The organism is Nocardioides bruguierae (assembly GCF_023656415.1).
Classification (GTDB): domain Bacteria; phylum Actinomycetota; class Actinomycetes; order Propionibacteriales; family Nocardioidaceae; genus Nocardioides; species Nocardioides bruguierae.
Genome location: NZ_JAMOIL010000003.1, coordinates 218,670 through 235,254 on the forward strand (window position 1 = coordinate 218,670; position 16,585 = coordinate 235,254).

Sequence of the window (16,585 nt, forward strand, 5' to 3'; positions counted from 1 at the left end):
CAGGACGGTCAGACCGGCTCAGACCGGGACGAGCTCGACGGCGCCGACGGCGTAGCGCGCCAGCACCGTGCGGGCGACCTCCGGGTGCGCACCGAGCGGCTCGGCGACCGCGGCGGCCCCGGCCTCGAGGGCGAGCTCGGCGGCCCGGTCGGCGAGCGGACCGGGGGTGAGGAAGAACGACGCCACGGCGATGTGCCGGCGTCCCTCGGCCCGGAAGGCGCGCACGGCCTCGCCGGCGGCCGGCGGGGCGGCCTGGGCGTAGGCGGTGGTGACGGGGAGCTTGTGGTGGGCGCCCCACACCCGGGCCAGGCGGGCCACGGCCTGGTTGGAGATCGCGTCGGTGGAGCCGACGGCCGCGAGGACGAGCGCGTCGAGCTCGCGGACCCGAGCGGTGCGCAGGGCCTCGCGCAGGCGGCTGTCGAGGACCTGCAGGAAGCAGGCCTCGAGCCCGAGGGCCGGGGTGGCCTGCACACGGAGCGAGTCGTGTCGCTCCTGCATGGTCGAGACCGCCCCGGCCACGGTCGCCGCGGCCTCCGGCGACTCCGTGAGCAGCAGCGGCACCAGCACGATCTCGTCGTGGCCGGCCTTCGCCAGCGCGTCACAGACCGAAGCGACGGAGCCGCGACGCTTCAGCGGCGCGTCCACGTAGGCCGACTCGACCCGCAGGTCGGGGCGTACGGCGCGGACCTCCTCGACGATGGCGGACACGGTGGACGTCGCGCGGGGGTCGTCGAAGCCGGATGCCAGTGCGACCAGGGCGGGAGCGGCCATGGGTGCTTCTCTCCTTGCAGTTGCGGTGGTGCGGTGGTGCTCGTTTCCAGGGGGTGCGGGTGGTGCTGGTGGTGCGGGTCAGGCGTGGATGCCGCACTCGGTCTTGCTGGTGCCCGCCCAGCGCCCGCTGCGCGGGTCCTCGCCGGGGGCGACCCGACGGGTGCAGGGTGCGCACCCGATGGAGGGGTAGCCGTCGTAGGCGAGCGGGTTGACCAGGACGCCGTTCTCGGCGACGTAGGCCTCGACCTGCTCGTCGCTCCAGCGCGCCAGGGGCGAGACCTTGACCTTCTGCTTCTTCACGTCCCAGCCGATGACGGGGGCGATGACGCGGTGGTGGGTCTCGGCGCGTCGCAGGCCGGTGGCCCAGGCGTCGTAGTCGGCCAGGGTCCGCTGGAGCGGCGCGAGCTTGCGCAGGGCGCAGCAGCGGTCGGGGTCGCGACGCCACAGCTCGGGGCCCTCGGTGGCGTCCTGCTCGGCGACGGTCTGCTCGGGCGTGATGTTCCGCAGGTTCACGGGCATCGTGGCCTCGACGGCGTCACGGGTGCCGATGGTCTCGATGAAGTGGTAGCCGGTGTCGAGGAAGACGACGTCGATGCCGGGCACGACCTTCGAGGCCACGTGCGCCAGCACGGCGTCGCCCATCGAGGACGTCACGCAGAACCGCTCGCCGAAGGTCGCTGCGGCCCACTCGATGATGGTCTCGGCGGGCGCGAGCTCGAGCTCGGCACCCCAGTGCCGGACGATCTCCTGGAGCTCCTCCGGGCTGCGGCCGGCTGCGTCGACGCCGCGGGTGACCGCGGCCTGGGCGGTGGCGGCGGCGGTCATCGCGGACCCCTGGCGGGAGCGACCTGCCCGAGCATCCTCAGCGAGAACGCGCGCAGGCAGGACCGGCACTCCCAGGAGCCGTGCGGGGAGCTCGTGGTGCCGTCCTCGGCGGTGACCTCGTGCGGCCAGAGGTCCTCGTCCCCGCAGTAGGGGCAGTGGAAGGGAACGGCGCGCTCGCTCATGACCGTGCTCCTTCCTCGGTGCCGGGGATGACGGCCGAGCCGTCGAGCTGCCACTCGTCGGCGCGGGCCACCCAGTCGGTGAAGGTCTCCTCGGCGGAGCGGTCGGCGAGGAAGTTGCTGACCACGGCGGCGACGTAGTCGTCCAGGCCCTCGCTGGTGACCTTGTGGCCGCGCAGCTTGCGGCCGAAGTTGGCCTGGAGGCCGGTGGCGCCGCCGAGGTGCACCTGGAAGCCCTCGACCTGCCGGCCCTCGTGCATGACCAGCTGGCCCTTGAGGCCGATGGAGGCGACCTGGGTGCGGGCGCAGGCGTTGGGGCAGCCGTTGACGTTGATCGAGAAGCCGCCGCCCATCTGCTCGGTGGTGAGGTCGGGGAACCGACGCTCCAGCTCGGCGATCAGGTCACGGGTGCGGTTCTTGGTGTCGACGATCGCCAGCTTGCAGAACTCGATGCCGGTGCAGGCCATGGAGCTGCGGCGGAAGACCGAGGGACGGGCCGAGAGGCCGATCTCGTCGAGCCGCTCGACCAGCGCCTCCACGCGGGCCGGGTCGGCGCCGAGCAGCACGATCTTCTGGTAGGGCGTGAGCCGGGCTCCGTCGAGGTCGAACTCGTCGATGACGTCGGCCAGCGCGAGGAGCAGGGAGCCGGAGACGCGACCCACCACGGGGGCGACGCCGACGTACTTGCGGCCGTCCTGCTGGTCGTGGACGCCGACGTGGTCGCGGTGCCCCACGGGGGACTCCGGCGACTCCAGCGAGACCAGCTTCTCGCCGAGGTACTCGTTCTCCAGGACCTCGCGGAACTTCTCCACGCCCCAGTCGGCGACGAGGAACTTCAGCCGGGCGCGCGAGCGCAGGCGCCGGTAGCCGTAGTCGCGGAAGATGCCGGCGACGCCGGACCAGACGTCCGCGACCTTGTCCAGGGGCACCCAGACGCCGAGCTTCTGCGCCAGCATCGGGTTGGTGGACAGGCCGCCGCCGACCCAGACGTCGAAGCCGGGGCCGTGCTCGGGGTGCAGCGAGCCGACGAAGGCGACGTCGTTGGTCTCGGGGGAGACGTCGTGGCTGGGGTGTCCGGTCAGCGCCGTCTTGAACTTGCGCGGCAGGTTCGAGAAGGCCGGGTCGCCCAGGTAGCGGCGCTTGATCTCGTCCAGCGCGGAGGTGCCGTCGATGATCTCGTCGGCGGCCACGCCGGCGACCGGCGAGCCGAGGAAGGGGCGCGGGGAGTCGCCGCAGGCCTCCAGCGTCGAGAGGCCGGCGTCCTCGAGCTTCTGCCAGATCGTGGGCACGTCCTCGATGCGGATCCAGTGGTACTGGATGTTCTCGCGGTCGGTGACGTCGGCGGTGTCGCGCGCGTGGTCGCGCCCGATCTCGCCGAGGGCCCGGACGGCGGCCGAGGAGAGCAGCTGGCCGTCGCTGCGGACCCGCATCATGAAGAAGCGGTCGTCCAGCTCCTCCTCGGGCAGCGAGCCGGTGCGGCCGCCGTCGATCCCGGGCTTGCGCTGAGTGTAGAGGCCCATCCAGCGCAGACGGCCGCGCAGGTCCGCGGGGTCGATCGAGTCGAAGCCGCGCTTGGAGTAGGTGTAGAGGATGCGGTCCCGCACGTTCAGCGGGTCGTCGTCCTTCTTGGACTGCTCGTTCTTGTTGAGCGGCTCGGTGTAGCCGAGCGCCCACTGGCCCTCGCCACGGCGGGGACGCGGGATCTCGGTGGTGCGGGCGGGCGCGGCGGCGTAACGCAGGTCGGACATGCGGGGGCTCCTTGGCTGAACGGGGAGCGGTGGGGGAACACCGCGGAGAGAGCAGGGGTTCAGCGGACGGGACACATGGCGCTGCGCGTACGCCCGAGGTCCACGTGGCGGCGGACCACGAGGTGCACATGGGTGTCGAGGAGGCTCACGTCAAGCAGTCTCAGTCCTCGGGACCGACATCTCCAAATGCGGAACTCATCATGTGAGACGCCCGTCCGGCATGTGGGATGCAGGCGGGACGGTGGGTGTGCGGAGACCGTCCCGTGTCTGTCTCGTCACGCCTGCGCAACACCTGACGGCGCCCTCCACCGATGCGCGACCGTGCGCCGGGGGCGACTACGCTGCCGCTCATGACCGACGTCTCCGGCCTCACCAGCAGCGCCTACCAGCAGGCTCTGGAGGTCATCGCCTCCGTCGAGCCCCGGATCGCGGACGCGACCCGCGCCGAGCTCGCCGACCAGCGTGCCTCCCTCAAGCTCATCGCCAGCGAGAACTACGCCTCGCCCGCCGTGCTCATGACCATGGGCACCTGGTTCAGCGACAAGTACGCCGAGGGCACCGTCGGCCACCGCTTCTACGCGGGTTGCCAGAACGTCGACACCGTCGAGTCGCTCGCCGCCGAGCACGCCCGGGCGCTGTTCGGCGCCGAGTACGCCTACGTGCAGCCGCACTCCGGCATCGACGCCAACCTCGTCGCCTTCTGGTCGATCCTCGCCCACCGCGTCGAGGGCCCGTGGCTGCAGAAGGCCGAGAAGAAGAACGTCAACGAGCTCACCGAGGAGGACTGGGAGTCCCTGCGTCGCGAGCTCGGCAACCAGCGCCTCCTGGGCATGAGCCTGGACGCCGGCGGCCACCTCACCCACGGCTTCCGCCCGAACATCTCCGGCAAGATGTTCCACCAGAACCAGTACGGCACCGACCCCGAGACGGGTCTGCTCGACTACGACGCCGTGGCCGCCAAGGTCAAGGAGTTCAAGCCGCTCGTGCTCGTCGCCGGCTACTCGGCCTACCCGCGCCGGGTGAACTTCGCCAAGATGCGCGAGATCGCCGACTCGGTGGGCGCCACGCTCATGGTCGACATGGCCCACTTCGCGGGCCTGGTGGCCGGCAAGGTCTTCACCGGCGACGAGGACCCGGTGCCCCACGCCCACCTCGTCACCACCACCACGCACAAGTCCCTGCGCGGCCCGCGCGGCGGCATGGTGCTGGCGACCGAGGAGTACGCCCCCAGCGTCGACCGCGGCTGCCCGATGGTCCTCGGCGGCCCGCTCAGCCACGTCATGGCCGCCAAGGCCGTGGCGTTCGCCGAGGCCCGCCAGGACTCGTTCCGCACCTACGCCCAGAACGTCGCCGACAACGCGAAGTCGCTGGCCGACGGCCTGATGAAGCGCGGCACGAAGCTGGTCACGGACGGCACCGACAACCACATCGTGCTGCTCGACGTCTCCGGCTACGGCCTCACCGGCCGCCAGGCCGAGTCCGCCCTGCTCGAGGCCGGCGTGGTCACCAACCGCAACTCGGTGCCCGCCGACCCCAACGGCGCCTGGTACACCTCCGGCGTCCGCATCGGCACCCCGGCGCTGACCACCCGCGGCTTCGGCCACGACGAGTTCGACAACGTCGCGGAGCTCATCACCCAGGTGCTCAGCAACACCCAGCCCGGCACGACCAAGGCCGGCACGCCGTCCAAGGCGTCCTACGTGCTGGGTGACGGCGTGGCCGACAAGGTCAAGGCCGCCTCGGCCGAGATGCTCGACAAGCACCCGCTCTACCCGGGCCTCGACCTGGCCTGAGGCCCACCTCCCCAGGAGGGGACGTGCTCGACGACGTGCAGGCGGACGTCGCGGGCGCCGACGACTGGTCGGCGTTCCGTGACGTCCGCCTGCGTGCGTTGCGGGACGCACCGAGCGCGTTCGGGACCACGCTGGCCAAGGCCGAGGCGAACCCCGAGCAGGTCTGGCGCGAGCGCGTGCGCGGCCCCGGGCCGCTGCTGCTGGCCCGGGCCTCGCGGATGGATCCGCCTGTCGGCATGGCCGGGCTCTTCGTGCCGCCCGAGCAGGAGCAGTGCTTCGTCTGGGGCGTGTGGGTGGCTCCCGAGGTCCGCGGACGCGGCCTGGCCGAGACCCTCACTCGTCGGCTGCTGGCGCTCGCGCCCGCGGAGCGGGACGTCGTCCTGCACGTCACCGAGGGCAACGACGTCGCTCGTCGGCTCTACGAGCGCCTCGGGTTCGAGACGACCGGGGTGGTCGAGCCGCTGCGGGAGGGCTCGGCGCTGGTGGTGCACGAGATGCGCAGGCTCCGGACGTCGCGGCCAGGAGTGCCGGCCCCGGCTCGGTGACCTCGGCCGGCTCCGGGAGCGGCACCGCCCCCGTCGTCCCCGCCCCGTCGTCCCCGCCTGAGCCGGCTCACACCCAGCGGTACTCGACCTCCGGCCGCCCGCCACCGCCGTAGCGCGGGTGCCGCTCGGCGGTGCCGGTGTCGGCGAGGTGCTCGAGGTAGCGGCGCACGGTGACCCGGGAGGCGCCGACCAGGTCCGCGACCTCGGAGGCCGACAGGCCACGGTCCGCCTGGCGCAGCGCCGCCGTGACCTCGCGCAGGGTCTCCGGGCTCATGCCCTTGGGCACCGCCGCGCCCGGGGCGCGGCGCAACGAGCCCATGAGCGCGTCCACGTCGTCCTGGCCGAGGTCCTCCCCGCGCAGCCGGTTCGCCTCCGCCTGCGCCCGGAAGGCCGCGTGCTGCTCCAGCTTCGCCCGGAAGCCGGCGAACGTGAACGGCTTGACCAGGTAGAGCACCACGCCCTGGGCGACGGCGGCCCGGACCACGTCCGCGTCCCGGGCCGCCGTCACGGCGATCACGTCGCACAGGTGCCCCGCCGCCCGCATGCGGCGCAGCAGGCCGAGGCCGTGCCCGTCGGGCAGGTGCATGTCCAGCAGCACCAGGTCCACCGGACGACCCTGGGTGCGCATGGCCTCGAGGAAGCGGGAGGCCTCCTGCGCCGAGCGCACCGTGCCGGCGACGGTGTAGCCGGGGACGCGGCGCACGTACTCGGCGTGGGCCTCGGCGGCCCGGGCCTCGTCCTCGACGACCAGGACGCGCAGGTCGTCGTCCGAGCCGGGCCCGGTGCGGCCCGTCGTCTCGTGCTCGCTCACGCGTCCTCCTCGGTCTCGCGGGCTGTCGTCGCCCGCGGGTGCAGCACGACGGTGACCTGCGCGCCGCCGAGCGGGCCCGGGCCGATCTCGATGCTGCCGCGGTGGCGTCGGACGACCTGGGCCACCAGCGTCAGGCCCAGCCCGCGGCCCGCGCCCGGCTCGGCCTTCGTCGTCCAGCCGCGCTCGAGCACGCGCTCGGCGTCGCCCTCGGCCAGCCCGGGGCCGGAGTCGGCGACCCGGACGCGGACGGCGCCGTCGACCGCCTGCCCGAGCTCGACCTCGACGCGCCGGGGGTGGCCGGCACCCTCGGCGCGGTCGGTGCCGCCCAGGGCCTCGAAGGCGTTGTCGACGAGGTTGCCGAGCACCGTCACGAGGTCGCGTGCCGGCAGCACCACGGCCTCGAGCGTGCCGACCACCGTCAGCTCCACGCCCCGTTCGGCGGCCTCCGCCGTCTTGCCGAGCAGCAGTGCCGCGGCCACGGGGTCGCCGACCGCGGCGCTGACCCGGTCTGCCAGCAGCTGGGCGACCGCGAGCTCCTCGGTGGCGAGGTCGACCGCCTCGTCCGCGTGGCCGGTCTCCACCAGGGAGACGACGGTGTGCAGCCGGTTGGCGGCCTCGTGGTTCTGCGCCCTCAGCGAGTCGACGAGGCCGCGGACGGCGTCGCGCTCGCCGGTGACCTGCTGGAGCTCGGTGCGGTCGCGCAGCGTCACCACCGCGCCCACGCCGCGTCCCTGCCAGCGGGCGGGCGCCGAGGAGACCACCAGCAGGCGGTCGCCCGCCAGGTACAGGTCGTCGGTGTCCACCGCGTCGCCCAGGGCGGCGGCCACCAGGCCCGGGGCCAGCCCGCAGTCGACGAGCCGTCGCCCCTCCACGTCCGCCGGGAGGTCCAGCAGGCGGCGCGCCTCGTCGTTGGCGAGCCGGACCCGGCCCTCGCTGTCGAGCAGCAGCAGGCCCTCCCGCACCGCGTGCAGGACGGCGGAGTAGTACTCGTACATGCGGGTGATCTCGTCCGCCCCCAGGCCGTGGGTCTGGCGCCGGAGCCGACGCCCCACCCACCAGGCGCCCGCCACCCCGAGCGCGAGCACGAGGGCCGCGACCACGGCGATGCGCAGCACGTCGTGCCACACGCCCGCCTCGATCCGGTCCAGCGTGATGCCGACCGAGACCATGGCCACCAGGGTGCCGTCGTCGCCGAGGACGGGGACGACGGCCCGCATGGACGGCCCCAGCGTGCCCGCGTACTCCTGGGTGAAGGGGACGCCGCTCGGCGCCGTGCCCACGTCGCCCTGGAACGGGAGGCCGATCATCGCGGGGTCGGGGTGGGTCAGCCGGAGCCGGGCCGGCGTCATGATCGTGATGAAGTCCACCCCGGTGTCGGCCCGCACCGCCTCCGCGTAGGGCTGGAGCACGGCGGACGGGTCCTCGGAGGCCAGGGCGTCGCCCACCGTGGGGGAGTCCGCCAGCGTGCCGGCCACGGCCAGCGCCCGGTCGGTGGCCCGGCCGCGCGCGTCGGAGCGGGCGTCGGCGACGGACAGGGCCAGCGCCACGACGACGAGGATGCCGACGAGACCGACCTGGAGGAGCAGCACCTGCCGCGACACCGGGACGTCGCGACCGCGCGCACGGCGGGGGAGCACGGCACGGATTGTGCCCCAGGACACGCTCGCCCCGCCCACCGGCGGCGTCGGCGGGGTGCCGCAGTGCCCCGCGCTCAGGTGTCCGTGATCACAACGACCACAACGGTGACGCACCTCACAGCAGCGGGGAACCTCGGTCCGTCGGGTCGGTCCCGGCACCCGGACGAGGAGGTCTCATGAGCAGCAGCCCCGGCACCACAGCCACCACAGCCACCCGCTCGCGCACCCACTACCTGTACCTGGCGGTGATCGTCGCCGTCGTGGCCGGCATCGTCGTGGGCCTGGCGTTCCCGTCGGTCGGGGTGGCGCTCAAGCCGCTGGGCACCGGCTTCGTGGCCCTCATCAAGATGATGATCCAGCCGGTGATCTTCTGCACGATCGTGCTGGGAGTCGGGTCGGTCGCCAGCGCTGCCCGGGTGGGCAAGGTCGGTGGCCTGGCCCTCGGCTACTTCCTGCTGATGTCGACGGTCGCGCTGGCCATCGGCCTGGTCGTCGGCAACCTCATCCACCCCGGTGACGGGCTGCGGCTGACCGACGAGGTCGCCGGCGTGGGCGCCGCGACGGCCGGTGAGTCGCACGCCAGCACCGCCGACTTCCTGCTGGGCATCATCCCGACCTCGCTGGTCTCGTCGCTGACGTCCGGCTCGGTGCTCCAGACGCTCCTGGTGGCCCTGCTCGTCGGGTTCGCCCTCCAGGGCATGGGGAAGGCCGGCGAGCCGGTCCTCCGCGGCGTCGGCCACCTGCAGCGCGTGGTCTTCCGCGTCCTCGCGATGATCATGTGGGCGGCCCCCGTGGGTGCCTTCGGTGCCATCGCCGCCGTCGTCGGCGCCACGGGCGTCGACGCCCTGAAGAGCCTCGCGGTGCTGATGATCGCCTTCTACGTGACCTGCGTGATCTTCGTGGTCGGCGTCCTCGGCGCCATCCTCAAGGTGGCGACGGGCGTCAACGTCTTCAAGCTGTTCGCCTACCTGGGCCGGGAGTTCCTGCTGATCGTGTCCACGTCCTCCTCGGAGTCGGCGCTGCCGCGCCTGATCGCGAAGATGGAGCACGCCGGCGTGGAGCGCTCGACCGTCGGCGTCGTCGTGCCGACCGGCTACTCCTTCAACCTCGACGGCACCGCCATCTACCTGACGATGGCCTCGCTGTTCATCGCCGAGGCGCTCGGCGACCCGCTGAGCATCGGCGAGCAGATCTCGCTGCTGGTCTTCATGGTCATCGCCAGCAAGGGCGCGGCCGGCGTCTCCGGCGCGGGCCTGGCGACCCTGGCCGGTGGCCTGTCCTCGCACCGACCGGAGCTGCTGGACGGCGTCGGGCTCATCGTCGGCATCGACCGGTTCATGTCCGAGGCCCGCGCCCTGACGAACTTCGCCGGCAACTCGATCGCGACCATCCTCATCGGCCACTGGACCCACAGCCTCGACCGCGCACGCCTGGACCGGGTGCTCTCGGGCCAGGAGCCGTTCGACGAGGCGACGATGCTGGACGAGCACGAGGACCAGCCCGCCCCGGCCGCCGGCGAGCACACCCCCGCCGACGTCCGCGAGCGCCAGACCGTCTGACGCAGGACCCCGCAGGACCCCGCAAGACGCTCGAGGCCCCCGCCGTCCGGCGGGGGCCTCGTCGTGCGTGAGCCTCGTCCCTCGTCGGCTCAGGCCTGGGGCGTCGTCCGCTTCACCACCGCGGCGGGGTCGCCGCTCTCGAGGCAGCCGAAGACACCGTCGTGGCCGGGGGAGAGCCGCGAGCCGCAGAACAGGTCGGCGACCTCGGGCGGGGCGAACCGCACCAGGAGGGCGCCCTGGAGGACCAGCGCCATCCGCGAGGCCAGGCGGCGGGCCTGGCGCTCCATCTGGTCGGGCTCGCCCATGAGCCGCCCGAGCAGGGCGAGGGTCTCCTGGACGGCCCGGTCGAGCCGGTGGTCGCCACCGCTGGCCAGGCCGACCTCGGTGATCCAGGCGTCCAGGACGCCGGGCTCGCGCGAGAGCGCCCGCAGCACGTCGAGGGCGTTGACGTTGCCGGAGCCCTCCCAGATCGAGTTCAGCGGGGACTCCCGGAACAGCAGCGGCAGGCCGGACTCCTCCACGTAGCCGTTGCCGCCCAGGCACTCCATCGCCTCGGCCACCACCGTCGGCGTGCGCTTGCAGACCCAGAACTTGGCCAGCGGCAGGGCGATCCGGCGCAGGGCGGCCTCGTGGGCGTCGTCGCGCCCGTCCACGGCGGCGGCCAGGCGCATGCCCAGCGCCGTGGCGGCCTCGGTCTCGATCGCGAGGTCGGCGATCACGTTCTGCATGAGCGGCTTGTCCGCGAGCGTCCCGCCGAACGCGTCGCGGTGGGCGACGTGCCAGGAGGCCTCCGCCACGGCCCGCCGCATGGTGGCGGTGGAGCCGAGCACGCAGTCGAGCCGGGTGGCGGCCACCATCTCGATGATGGTCCGCACGCCGCGTCCCTCCTCGCCGAGCCGGTGGGCCAGGGTCCCGTCCATCTCGAGCTCCGAGGAGGCGTTCGAGCGGTTGCCGAGCTTGTCCTTGAGCCGCACCACGTCCAGGGCGTTGCGGGTGCCGTCCTCGAGCACCCGCGGCAGCACGAAGCAGGTGAGGCCACCGGGGGCCTGGGCGAGCACGAGGAAGAGGTCGTTCATCGGTGCCGAGGTGAACCACTTGTGGCCGTGCAGCGTGTAGGTGCCGTCGTCCCCGCTGGGCACGGCCCGCGTGAGGTTGGTGCGGACGTCGGACCCGCCCTGCTTCTCGGTCATGCCCATGCCCGCCAGCAGGCCGGCCTTGGTGCCGGGGGCGCGCAGGCCGAAGTCGTAGGTGGTCGACGTCAGGCCGGGCTCGAAGCGCTCCGCGAGCGCGGGGTCCGCGCGCAGGGCCGGCACCGCGGCGTACGTCATGGTGGTGGGGCAGGCGTGCCCCGGCTCCGGGCCGAACCAGGCGATGAAGCCGGCGGCACGGCGCACGTGCGCGTGCGGTTGCCCGACGGCCTCGGCGGCCCAGGCCGCGGCCCCCAGGCCGTGCGCGGTGGCGCGCGTCATCAGGTGGTGCCAGGACGGGTGGAAGTCGACCTCGTCCACCCGGTTGCCCCACCGGTCGTAGGGGCGCAGCACGGGCGTGTGCGTGTTGGCCAGGACCCCGTGCTCGCGGACCTCCGCGCTGCCCGCCTCCGCACCCAGGGCGGCGAGACCCTCCAGCACCGACCCGTCGGCGTGCCGCAGCACGGCGTCGCTCAGCGCGGCGTCGCCGGTGACGGCGTTGTGCCCGACCAGTGGGGGAGCCTGGTTGGTGGAGCGGCGGATGTCGGCACGGCCGGGCAGCGGTGTGTCCTGCGTCATGGGGCCACCGTAGGTCGGTGGGCCGAGCGAGGCTACCGGCGAGTCACTTGCAGCTCCGGACTCGAACAGGTGTTCGATCCTGTGCGACCATCGGCGCGTGGCGGGCGGCATGAGCAAACGGGGCAGCGGGGTCCCGCTGCGGGACAGGGCGCGCCCGCCGGCGTCCTTCCCCGGGCTCGACCCGACGGGTCACGGGCGGCCACCGCTCGTGGACGCGTGCCCCGCCCGGCACTGCTGGGTCGGTGACGCCGTCGACGCGGACGGGGTGAAGCGGCCGGGGCTGCTCCTGGAGTGGCGGCGGGGCGAGGCCGGCTGGGAGGGCCTCGTCGTCTACGTCGCGCGGGTGCGCGGGCAGCGATGGGGCCTGGTCCAGGAGTGGCTGGCCTCCGCGCAGCTCACGCCGCGCTGAGGGTCGACCCAGGGCGGCCGGGAGCGTGTCGGCGCCAGGGTCGTCCGGCTCCCCGCGTGGAGCGGGGAGCCGGGTGGTCTCGAGGCTGGACGGACCACGACCCGACGTCGGCCCTCGCGTGCCGTCGACGCTCCTCCGGGCGATAGCGGGCCAGCTGCCCGTACGCCCACATCAACGGCGGACCGATACCGATTCGTTACCCAGTGTGCGGCCGGATCAATCCCGGCGGCACGGACTGTCCGGGTGGTGGGCGGCTGGTCCGGTCCGGACGTGCGTCTGCCCCCGGTCCGAGCCACGGACCGGGGGCGGAACTGGTGACCACGCCCGCCTCGCGTCCCCTGGTCCGACGGAGTCCGTCGGCGCGAGGCGGCGGTGCCGTCCACTCTCGGGAGGAAGGTGCCCCGCAGCGGCCCGACCTACACCTGTCGGGTGATGGACGTGCCTGCTGGTCCAGACCTGGAGAGGTCGGGACGTGAGGGTGTCCCGGACGTCGGGCCGTGCGGCGGCCCGACGTTGCACAGAGTTAACGGAGGTGACGTGCGAGGCGGGTGAAATCGCCTCCGACGCCTCCGCGGGCACATTTACTGTGGGGGGTATGAGCGACGACGACTTCGACACGTTCGAGAAGAAGACCATCAACACGGCCATCGGCCTCGACCTCGACCAGCAGCTGACCTGGGGCGAGCTCATCTGGTTCGTGGACCAGGGCCCGCAAGACCGGGGTGCGCCCCGACAGCCCCGTCGGCATGCGGTTCGCCCCGCACGACGGCCACCTCGAGTCCCTCTTCGTCTACATCGACCCCAGCGACATCGACTGATCCTCCTCCGGCACGGACGACCCCCGTCGTCCGACGTCGTCGTACGGCTCCGGCCCCGGTGCGCCCCCGCGTCCCGGGGTCGACGTGCGTCCGGACCCGTCGGAGGAGGCCGGGTCGGGCTCGGGGAGGCAGGGGACAGGGCCCCAGGTCCCGGTCGGGAGGGGCTGTCCCGCTCCCGCGGCCCCTGCCGATGGGGTCCTGTGTCGGCGGCGGGGCGGGGGGATGCTGGAGGGAGCGTGACGGGACCCGAGCGCCGAGGGGGGCGACCATGGAGCAGCGGACGTCGGAGGGCGCGGCGGACTGCGGTCGTGTCGTGGTGGCCGTGTCGGGCTCGCGGGGGAGTGCCCACGCCCTCGCCTGGGCGCTGCGGGCCGCCGAGGTCAGCGGACGCGAGCTGGAGGTGGTGACCGTGTGGCCGGGCCAGGGCGAGGTGCTCGTCGGTGAGGCTCCGGGGCACTACAGCCTGCCCCGGCACCTCGCCGCCCGGGCGCAGGCCCGTGCGCTGGCCGAGGCGACCGCGGCCCGGGCCGGTGCGGTGCCCGTGCGCCGGGTCCTGGCGAACGGTCGCGTCGCCGACGTCCTGGTGGACGCCTCGGACGGGGCCGACGTGCTGGTCCTCGGCACGCACCGGTCGGCGAGCGCGGCCGGCGCCCCCGAGCGCGGGGTGGCTGCCGCCGTCCTGCCGCGGGTGGCCTGCGCCGTGGTCGAGGTCGACCCCACGGGTGCGGCCCGGGTGCGGGGCGAGGTGGCCCGGGCCGATCGGGGCAGGAGAGGACCATTTACCTTGGCTCACCCTGCCGTTGCGCCGATGGGCGGCGTCCCTCCCCGGGCATAGCGTCCGGAGCATGGAGGCGACAGACGTCGTCCCTCGCCCGGAGGTCTACCTGCTCCACCAGCACCGGCTGCTGCGCCTCGCGCTGCGGTCGCTGCTCGAGGGCAGCGGCGTTGCCCGGGTCGTGGGGGACACCGAGGACGTGCGGACGGCCGTGGCCCGGGTCCCGGCGCTGCGGCCGGACGTGCTGCTGCTGGACGCGGGGCTGCCCGCCACGGCGCGGGCCGAGGCGTGCCGGGAGGTGCGTGAGCGCTCGCCGTCGACGGGCATCCTGGTGCTCGGGGAGCAGCGGGACGACGTCGGGCTGATCGACCTGATCCAGGCCGGCGCGACCGGCTACCTCCTGGCGGACGCGGACCTCGACGAGCTGGCCATCGCCCTGCGTCGGGTCGCGCGCGGTCAGTCCGTGCTCGATCCCCAGGTGACCGGGGCCGTGCTCGACCACGTGCGGCACGCCGAGCAGTCCGACCCGGAGGTCGACGTGTTCACCCCCGGTGAGCGCCGCATCCTCCTGCTGCTGGCCGACGGGCTGACCAACCGCCAGATCGCGCACGAGGCCCAGCTGTCGGAGAAGACGGTGAAGAACTACGTCTCCGACATCCTCGGCAAGCTCCAGGTGGCCAGCCGCACCCAGGCGGCGGTCTTCGCGACGCTGCACCGGTCGAGCCTGACCGTGCCCCTGGCACGGGCCTGAGGCGCGCAGGCCTGCAGACGCAGCGAGGGCCGACCCGGTCTCCGGGTCGGCCCTCGCTGGTGCGGAGCGGACGACGAGGCTCGAACTCGCGACCTCAACCTTGGCAAGGTTGCGCTCTACCAACTGAGCTACGTCCGCACGTCCTCCGGGGCTTGCGCCCTGGCGACGACGAGGACACTAGCGGACCGGGGGACCGGTGCCCAATCCGCGTCCCCTGCCGGCACGCACCGCTCGCGCAGCGGCTCTGACCTGCGCCGACGGCCGGATGGACGAGTCGTCTCGAGAGCATGCGGCGGTGCTGGTCGGAGCAATGCAAGAACCCCCGGACCGAAGGTCCGGGGGTTCTGTCTGTGGACGATACTGGGTTTGAACCAGTGACCTCTTCCGTGTCAAGGAAGCGCGCTACCGCTGCGCCAATCGTCCTAGTTGTTGAGTTGTCTACTCTACGAGGTGGGTACGGGATTTGAACCCGTGTACACGGATTTGCAGTCCGTTGCCTCGCCTCTCGGCCAACCCACCGTGGAGGCCTGGCCATCAAGCGACCTCTCAGAGCGGACGACGAGGCTCGAACTCGCGACCTCAACCTTGGCAAGGTTGCGCTCTACCAACTGAGCTACGTCCGCTTGTCTGCTTCGGGGCGGTGCCCCTTGGCGACGTCGAGAACATTAGCCGAGCCCCCCGACGGCGCCAAATCGGGGGTGTCCTCGTGGTGTCAGGGGAGTGTCGGGAGTGATTCCTGGGGTGGCGTCGCGGCTGGTGGGAGCGGGGATGCCGGGGCGTCGCGGCCGGGTCGGCGAGTCGTCCGTCGGCGGATCGGCCCGGTGCTCGTGCGGCTCCCGCTCGGGCCGGCAGGAGGCCCCGCTCCGGCCCCGTCGTGGTCGCGACCCGACCCCCGACGGGCGTGCGTGCGGGCGAGGTCGACCCGGAATTGGTGTGCCCGACACCGTGCGGCTACAGTCTCGTTCCGCACCGAGAGGTGCAGCACGGGCGATTGGCGCAGTGGTAGCGCGCTTCGTTCACACCGAAGAGGTCACTGGTTCGAACCCAGTATCGCCCACACCAACATCAGGCCCCTGACCAGCAGCAATGCCGGTCAGGGGCCTGATGCTTTCCGGGACGTGTCCCGAATGTGTCCACCAGAGCGAGCCCCTGCGCACCGCCCCGTCCTACCGGGGCTGGAGGGGAGCCGCCGCTGGGCAGCCGACGACACCTTGAGGGCCGGCCTGCCGAAGCCGGTCCCGTTCGACCCGGTGCCGTGACTGGAAGTCACCCCACCGTCGACGCCACGGACTGCAATCCGTCGCGTCCTGCGTTCGAAACGAATCGGCCCCCACCGGAGCTGCAACTCCGCGGGGGCCTCGCTCCCTCGAAAGGGATCAGGATGTCTGAAACAGAAGGTACTACCCCTGCGCCTGGAGGCGCTACCCCTATCGTCGCGGTGCCGTGCCCGCCGTGGTGCACCAGGAGCCAGGAGTTCCACGCGGCAGAGCTGCTGAACAACGACTGGGACGGCCGGGTCATCCACCAGAGCCGACTCGTGGCCGACTGGACGCTCTCGTCGATCACGTGGCCGGACGGCACGCCCTCGCCTGAGGACGGGCACGGTGACGTTGTCGTAGTGACCGCGGAGTCGACGGCGCTCGAGGTCGCCCAGGCCGCCGACCTCGCGTGGGCGCTGGTCTCGCTGATCATCGAGGCACAGCCGTGAGCGCGCAGCCGGGCAGGGATCCGCACAATCTGCGGATCCCTGCCGCAGACCGAGGCGACGAGGGTGGGATACGTCCGGCGTACCCCACCACCGAGGGTCCCCGGAATGCGGGGACCCCTGCCCCTGAGTCCCAGCAGCGGCGGAAGCCGTCCGGGCGCAAGCCGCGGTGGCACTACTACTGGACTGCCGAGGCCGAGATCGCGAGCAAGATGGGCGTCGAGTTCCCGGCCCTGTGCGGACAGGTCTGGCTCGCCCCGCACCTCCCGAGCGGCGAGCAGGCCCACGATGTCGTGTACTCGCCGGCCAGCGGCGTGATCACGGCGGTCAAGCGTGACTGCGGCAACTGCCTACGAGTCCTTCGGACGAGGAAGCGGAAGTCTCGAGAGGGCTGACCTCAAGAGGGCCGATGGGGGGGGGGCGGCCCCCCCCCCCCCCCCCCCCCCCCCCCCCGGGGGCGGGGGGGGCGGGGGGGGGGGGGCGCGCCGGGGGG

General features: G+C 73.1%; 14 protein-coding genes and 5 tRNA genes. 8 read left to right on the forward strand and 11 right to left on the reverse strand.

What is annotated here, in order from left to right:
* Positions 1-18 precede the first annotated feature (18 nt).
* From M8330_RS21790 to M8330_RS04625, 4 genes are all read right to left on the reverse strand, one after another.
* Positions 19-771 (reverse strand): sirohydrochlorin chelatase, encoded by a 753-nt coding sequence (locus M8330_RS21790; RefSeq protein ID WP_284704235.1) that lies wholly within the window; start codon positions 769-771, stop codon positions 19-21.
* A gap of 78 nt (positions 772-849) precedes the next feature.
* Positions 850-1,596, reverse strand: coding sequence for a phosphoadenylyl-sulfate reductase (locus M8330_RS04615; protein WP_250057003.1), 747 nt, complete (start codon positions 1,594-1,596; stop codon positions 850-852).
* Positions 1,593-1,778, reverse strand: coding sequence for a hypothetical protein (locus tag M8330_RS04620; RefSeq protein ID WP_250057005.1), 186 nt, complete (start codon positions 1,776-1,778; stop codon positions 1,593-1,595). The genes M8330_RS04615 and M8330_RS04620 overlap by 4 nt, the downstream gene beginning before the upstream one ends.
* Entirely contained in the window at positions 1,775-3,523 is a 1,749-nt protein-coding gene (locus tag M8330_RS04625) for a nitrite/sulfite reductase (RefSeq protein ID WP_250826379.1), read from the reverse strand. The genes M8330_RS04620 and M8330_RS04625 overlap by 4 nt, the downstream gene beginning before the upstream one ends.
* Before the next feature lie 350 nt (positions 3,524-3,873).
* Between M8330_RS04625 and M8330_RS04630 the strand changes: the two genes are divergently transcribed.
* Together M8330_RS04630 and M8330_RS04635 are read left to right on the forward strand one after the other, a co-directional pair.
* Complete coding sequence (locus M8330_RS04630; protein WP_250826380.1) at positions 3,874-5,316, forward strand: glycine hydroxymethyltransferase; 1,443 nt, start codon at positions 3,874-3,876, stop codon at positions 5,314-5,316.
* A gap of 23 nt (positions 5,317-5,339) precedes the next feature.
* Entirely contained in the window at positions 5,340-5,861 is a 522-nt protein-coding gene (locus M8330_RS04635) for a GNAT family N-acetyltransferase (protein WP_250826381.1), read from the forward strand.
* 67 nt (positions 5,862-5,928) lie between these two features.
* Here M8330_RS04635 and M8330_RS04640 read toward each other — a convergent pair whose 3' ends face one another.
* A complete protein-coding gene (locus tag M8330_RS04640; RefSeq protein ID WP_250826382.1) occupies positions 5,929-6,672 on the reverse strand; it encodes a response regulator in 744 nt (247 codons plus the stop codon).
* Positions 6,669-8,309 (reverse strand): sensor histidine kinase, encoded by a 1,641-nt coding sequence (locus M8330_RS04645; protein WP_250826383.1) that lies wholly within the window; start codon positions 8,307-8,309, stop codon positions 6,669-6,671. The genes M8330_RS04640 and M8330_RS04645 overlap by 4 nt, the downstream gene beginning before the upstream one ends.
* Positions 8,310-8,485: 176 nt before the next feature.
* Here M8330_RS04645 and M8330_RS04650 point away from each other — a divergent pair, with 176 nt between their 5' ends.
* Positions 8,486-9,868, forward strand: coding sequence for a cation:dicarboxylate symporter family transporter (locus M8330_RS04650; protein WP_250826384.1), 1,383 nt, complete (start codon positions 8,486-8,488; stop codon positions 9,866-9,868).
* Positions 9,869-9,957: 89 nt separating this feature from the next.
* Here the strand turns inward: M8330_RS04650 and M8330_RS04655 are convergent, their stop codons facing one another.
* Positions 9,958-11,634, reverse strand: a complete 1,677-nt coding sequence (locus M8330_RS04655) for an acyl-CoA dehydrogenase family protein (RefSeq protein ID WP_250826385.1) — start codon at positions 11,632-11,634, stop codon at positions 9,958-9,960.
* A 109-nt stretch (positions 11,635-11,743) separates the two neighbouring features.
* Between M8330_RS04655 and M8330_RS04660 the strand changes: the two genes are divergently transcribed.
* From M8330_RS04660 to M8330_RS04670, 3 genes are all read left to right on the forward strand, one after another.
* Positions 11,744-12,043: a hypothetical protein gene (locus tag M8330_RS04660; protein ID WP_250826386.1), complete on the forward strand. Its 300-nt coding sequence runs from the start codon at positions 11,744-11,746 to the stop codon at positions 12,041-12,043.
* 1,086 nt (positions 12,044-13,129) lie between these two features.
* Positions 13,130-13,696, forward strand: a complete 567-nt coding sequence (locus M8330_RS04665; protein ID WP_250826387.1) for a universal stress protein — start codon at positions 13,130-13,132, stop codon at positions 13,694-13,696.
* Positions 13,697-13,706: 10 nt separating this feature from the next.
* The gene (locus tag M8330_RS04670) at positions 13,707-14,387 is read left to right on the forward strand and encodes a LuxR C-terminal-related transcriptional regulator (protein WP_250826388.1); all 681 of its coding nucleotides are present in this window, start codon (positions 13,707-13,709) and stop codon (positions 14,385-14,387) included.
* A 65-nt stretch (positions 14,388-14,452) separates the two neighbouring features.
* Here the strand turns inward: M8330_RS04670 and M8330_RS04675 are convergent.
* From M8330_RS04675 to M8330_RS04690, 4 genes are all read right to left on the reverse strand, one after another.
* A tRNA-Gly gene (locus M8330_RS04675) sits at positions 14,453-14,525 on the reverse strand.
* A 213-nt stretch (positions 14,526-14,738) separates the two neighbouring features.
* Positions 14,739-14,810 (reverse strand) — tRNA-Val (locus tag M8330_RS04680).
* Positions 14,811-14,835: 25 nt separating this feature from the next.
* Positions 14,836-14,906: transfer RNA gene (locus M8330_RS04685), tRNA-Cys, on the reverse strand.
* Positions 14,907-14,937: 31 nt separating this feature from the next.
* Positions 14,938-15,010 (reverse strand) — tRNA-Gly (locus tag M8330_RS04690).
* A 362-nt stretch (positions 15,011-15,372) separates the two neighbouring features.
* Here M8330_RS04690 and M8330_RS04695 point away from each other — a divergent pair.
* Both M8330_RS04695 and M8330_RS04700 read left to right on the forward strand, forming a co-directional pair.
* Positions 15,373-15,444, forward strand: a tRNA-Val gene (locus tag M8330_RS04695).
* 381 nt (positions 15,445-15,825) lie between these two features.
* On the forward strand, positions 15,826-16,095 hold the full coding sequence (locus M8330_RS04700) for a hypothetical protein (protein WP_250826389.1): 270 nt from the start codon (positions 15,826-15,828) through the stop codon (positions 16,093-16,095).
* The last annotated feature ends 490 nt before the right edge of the window (positions 16,096-16,585 follow it).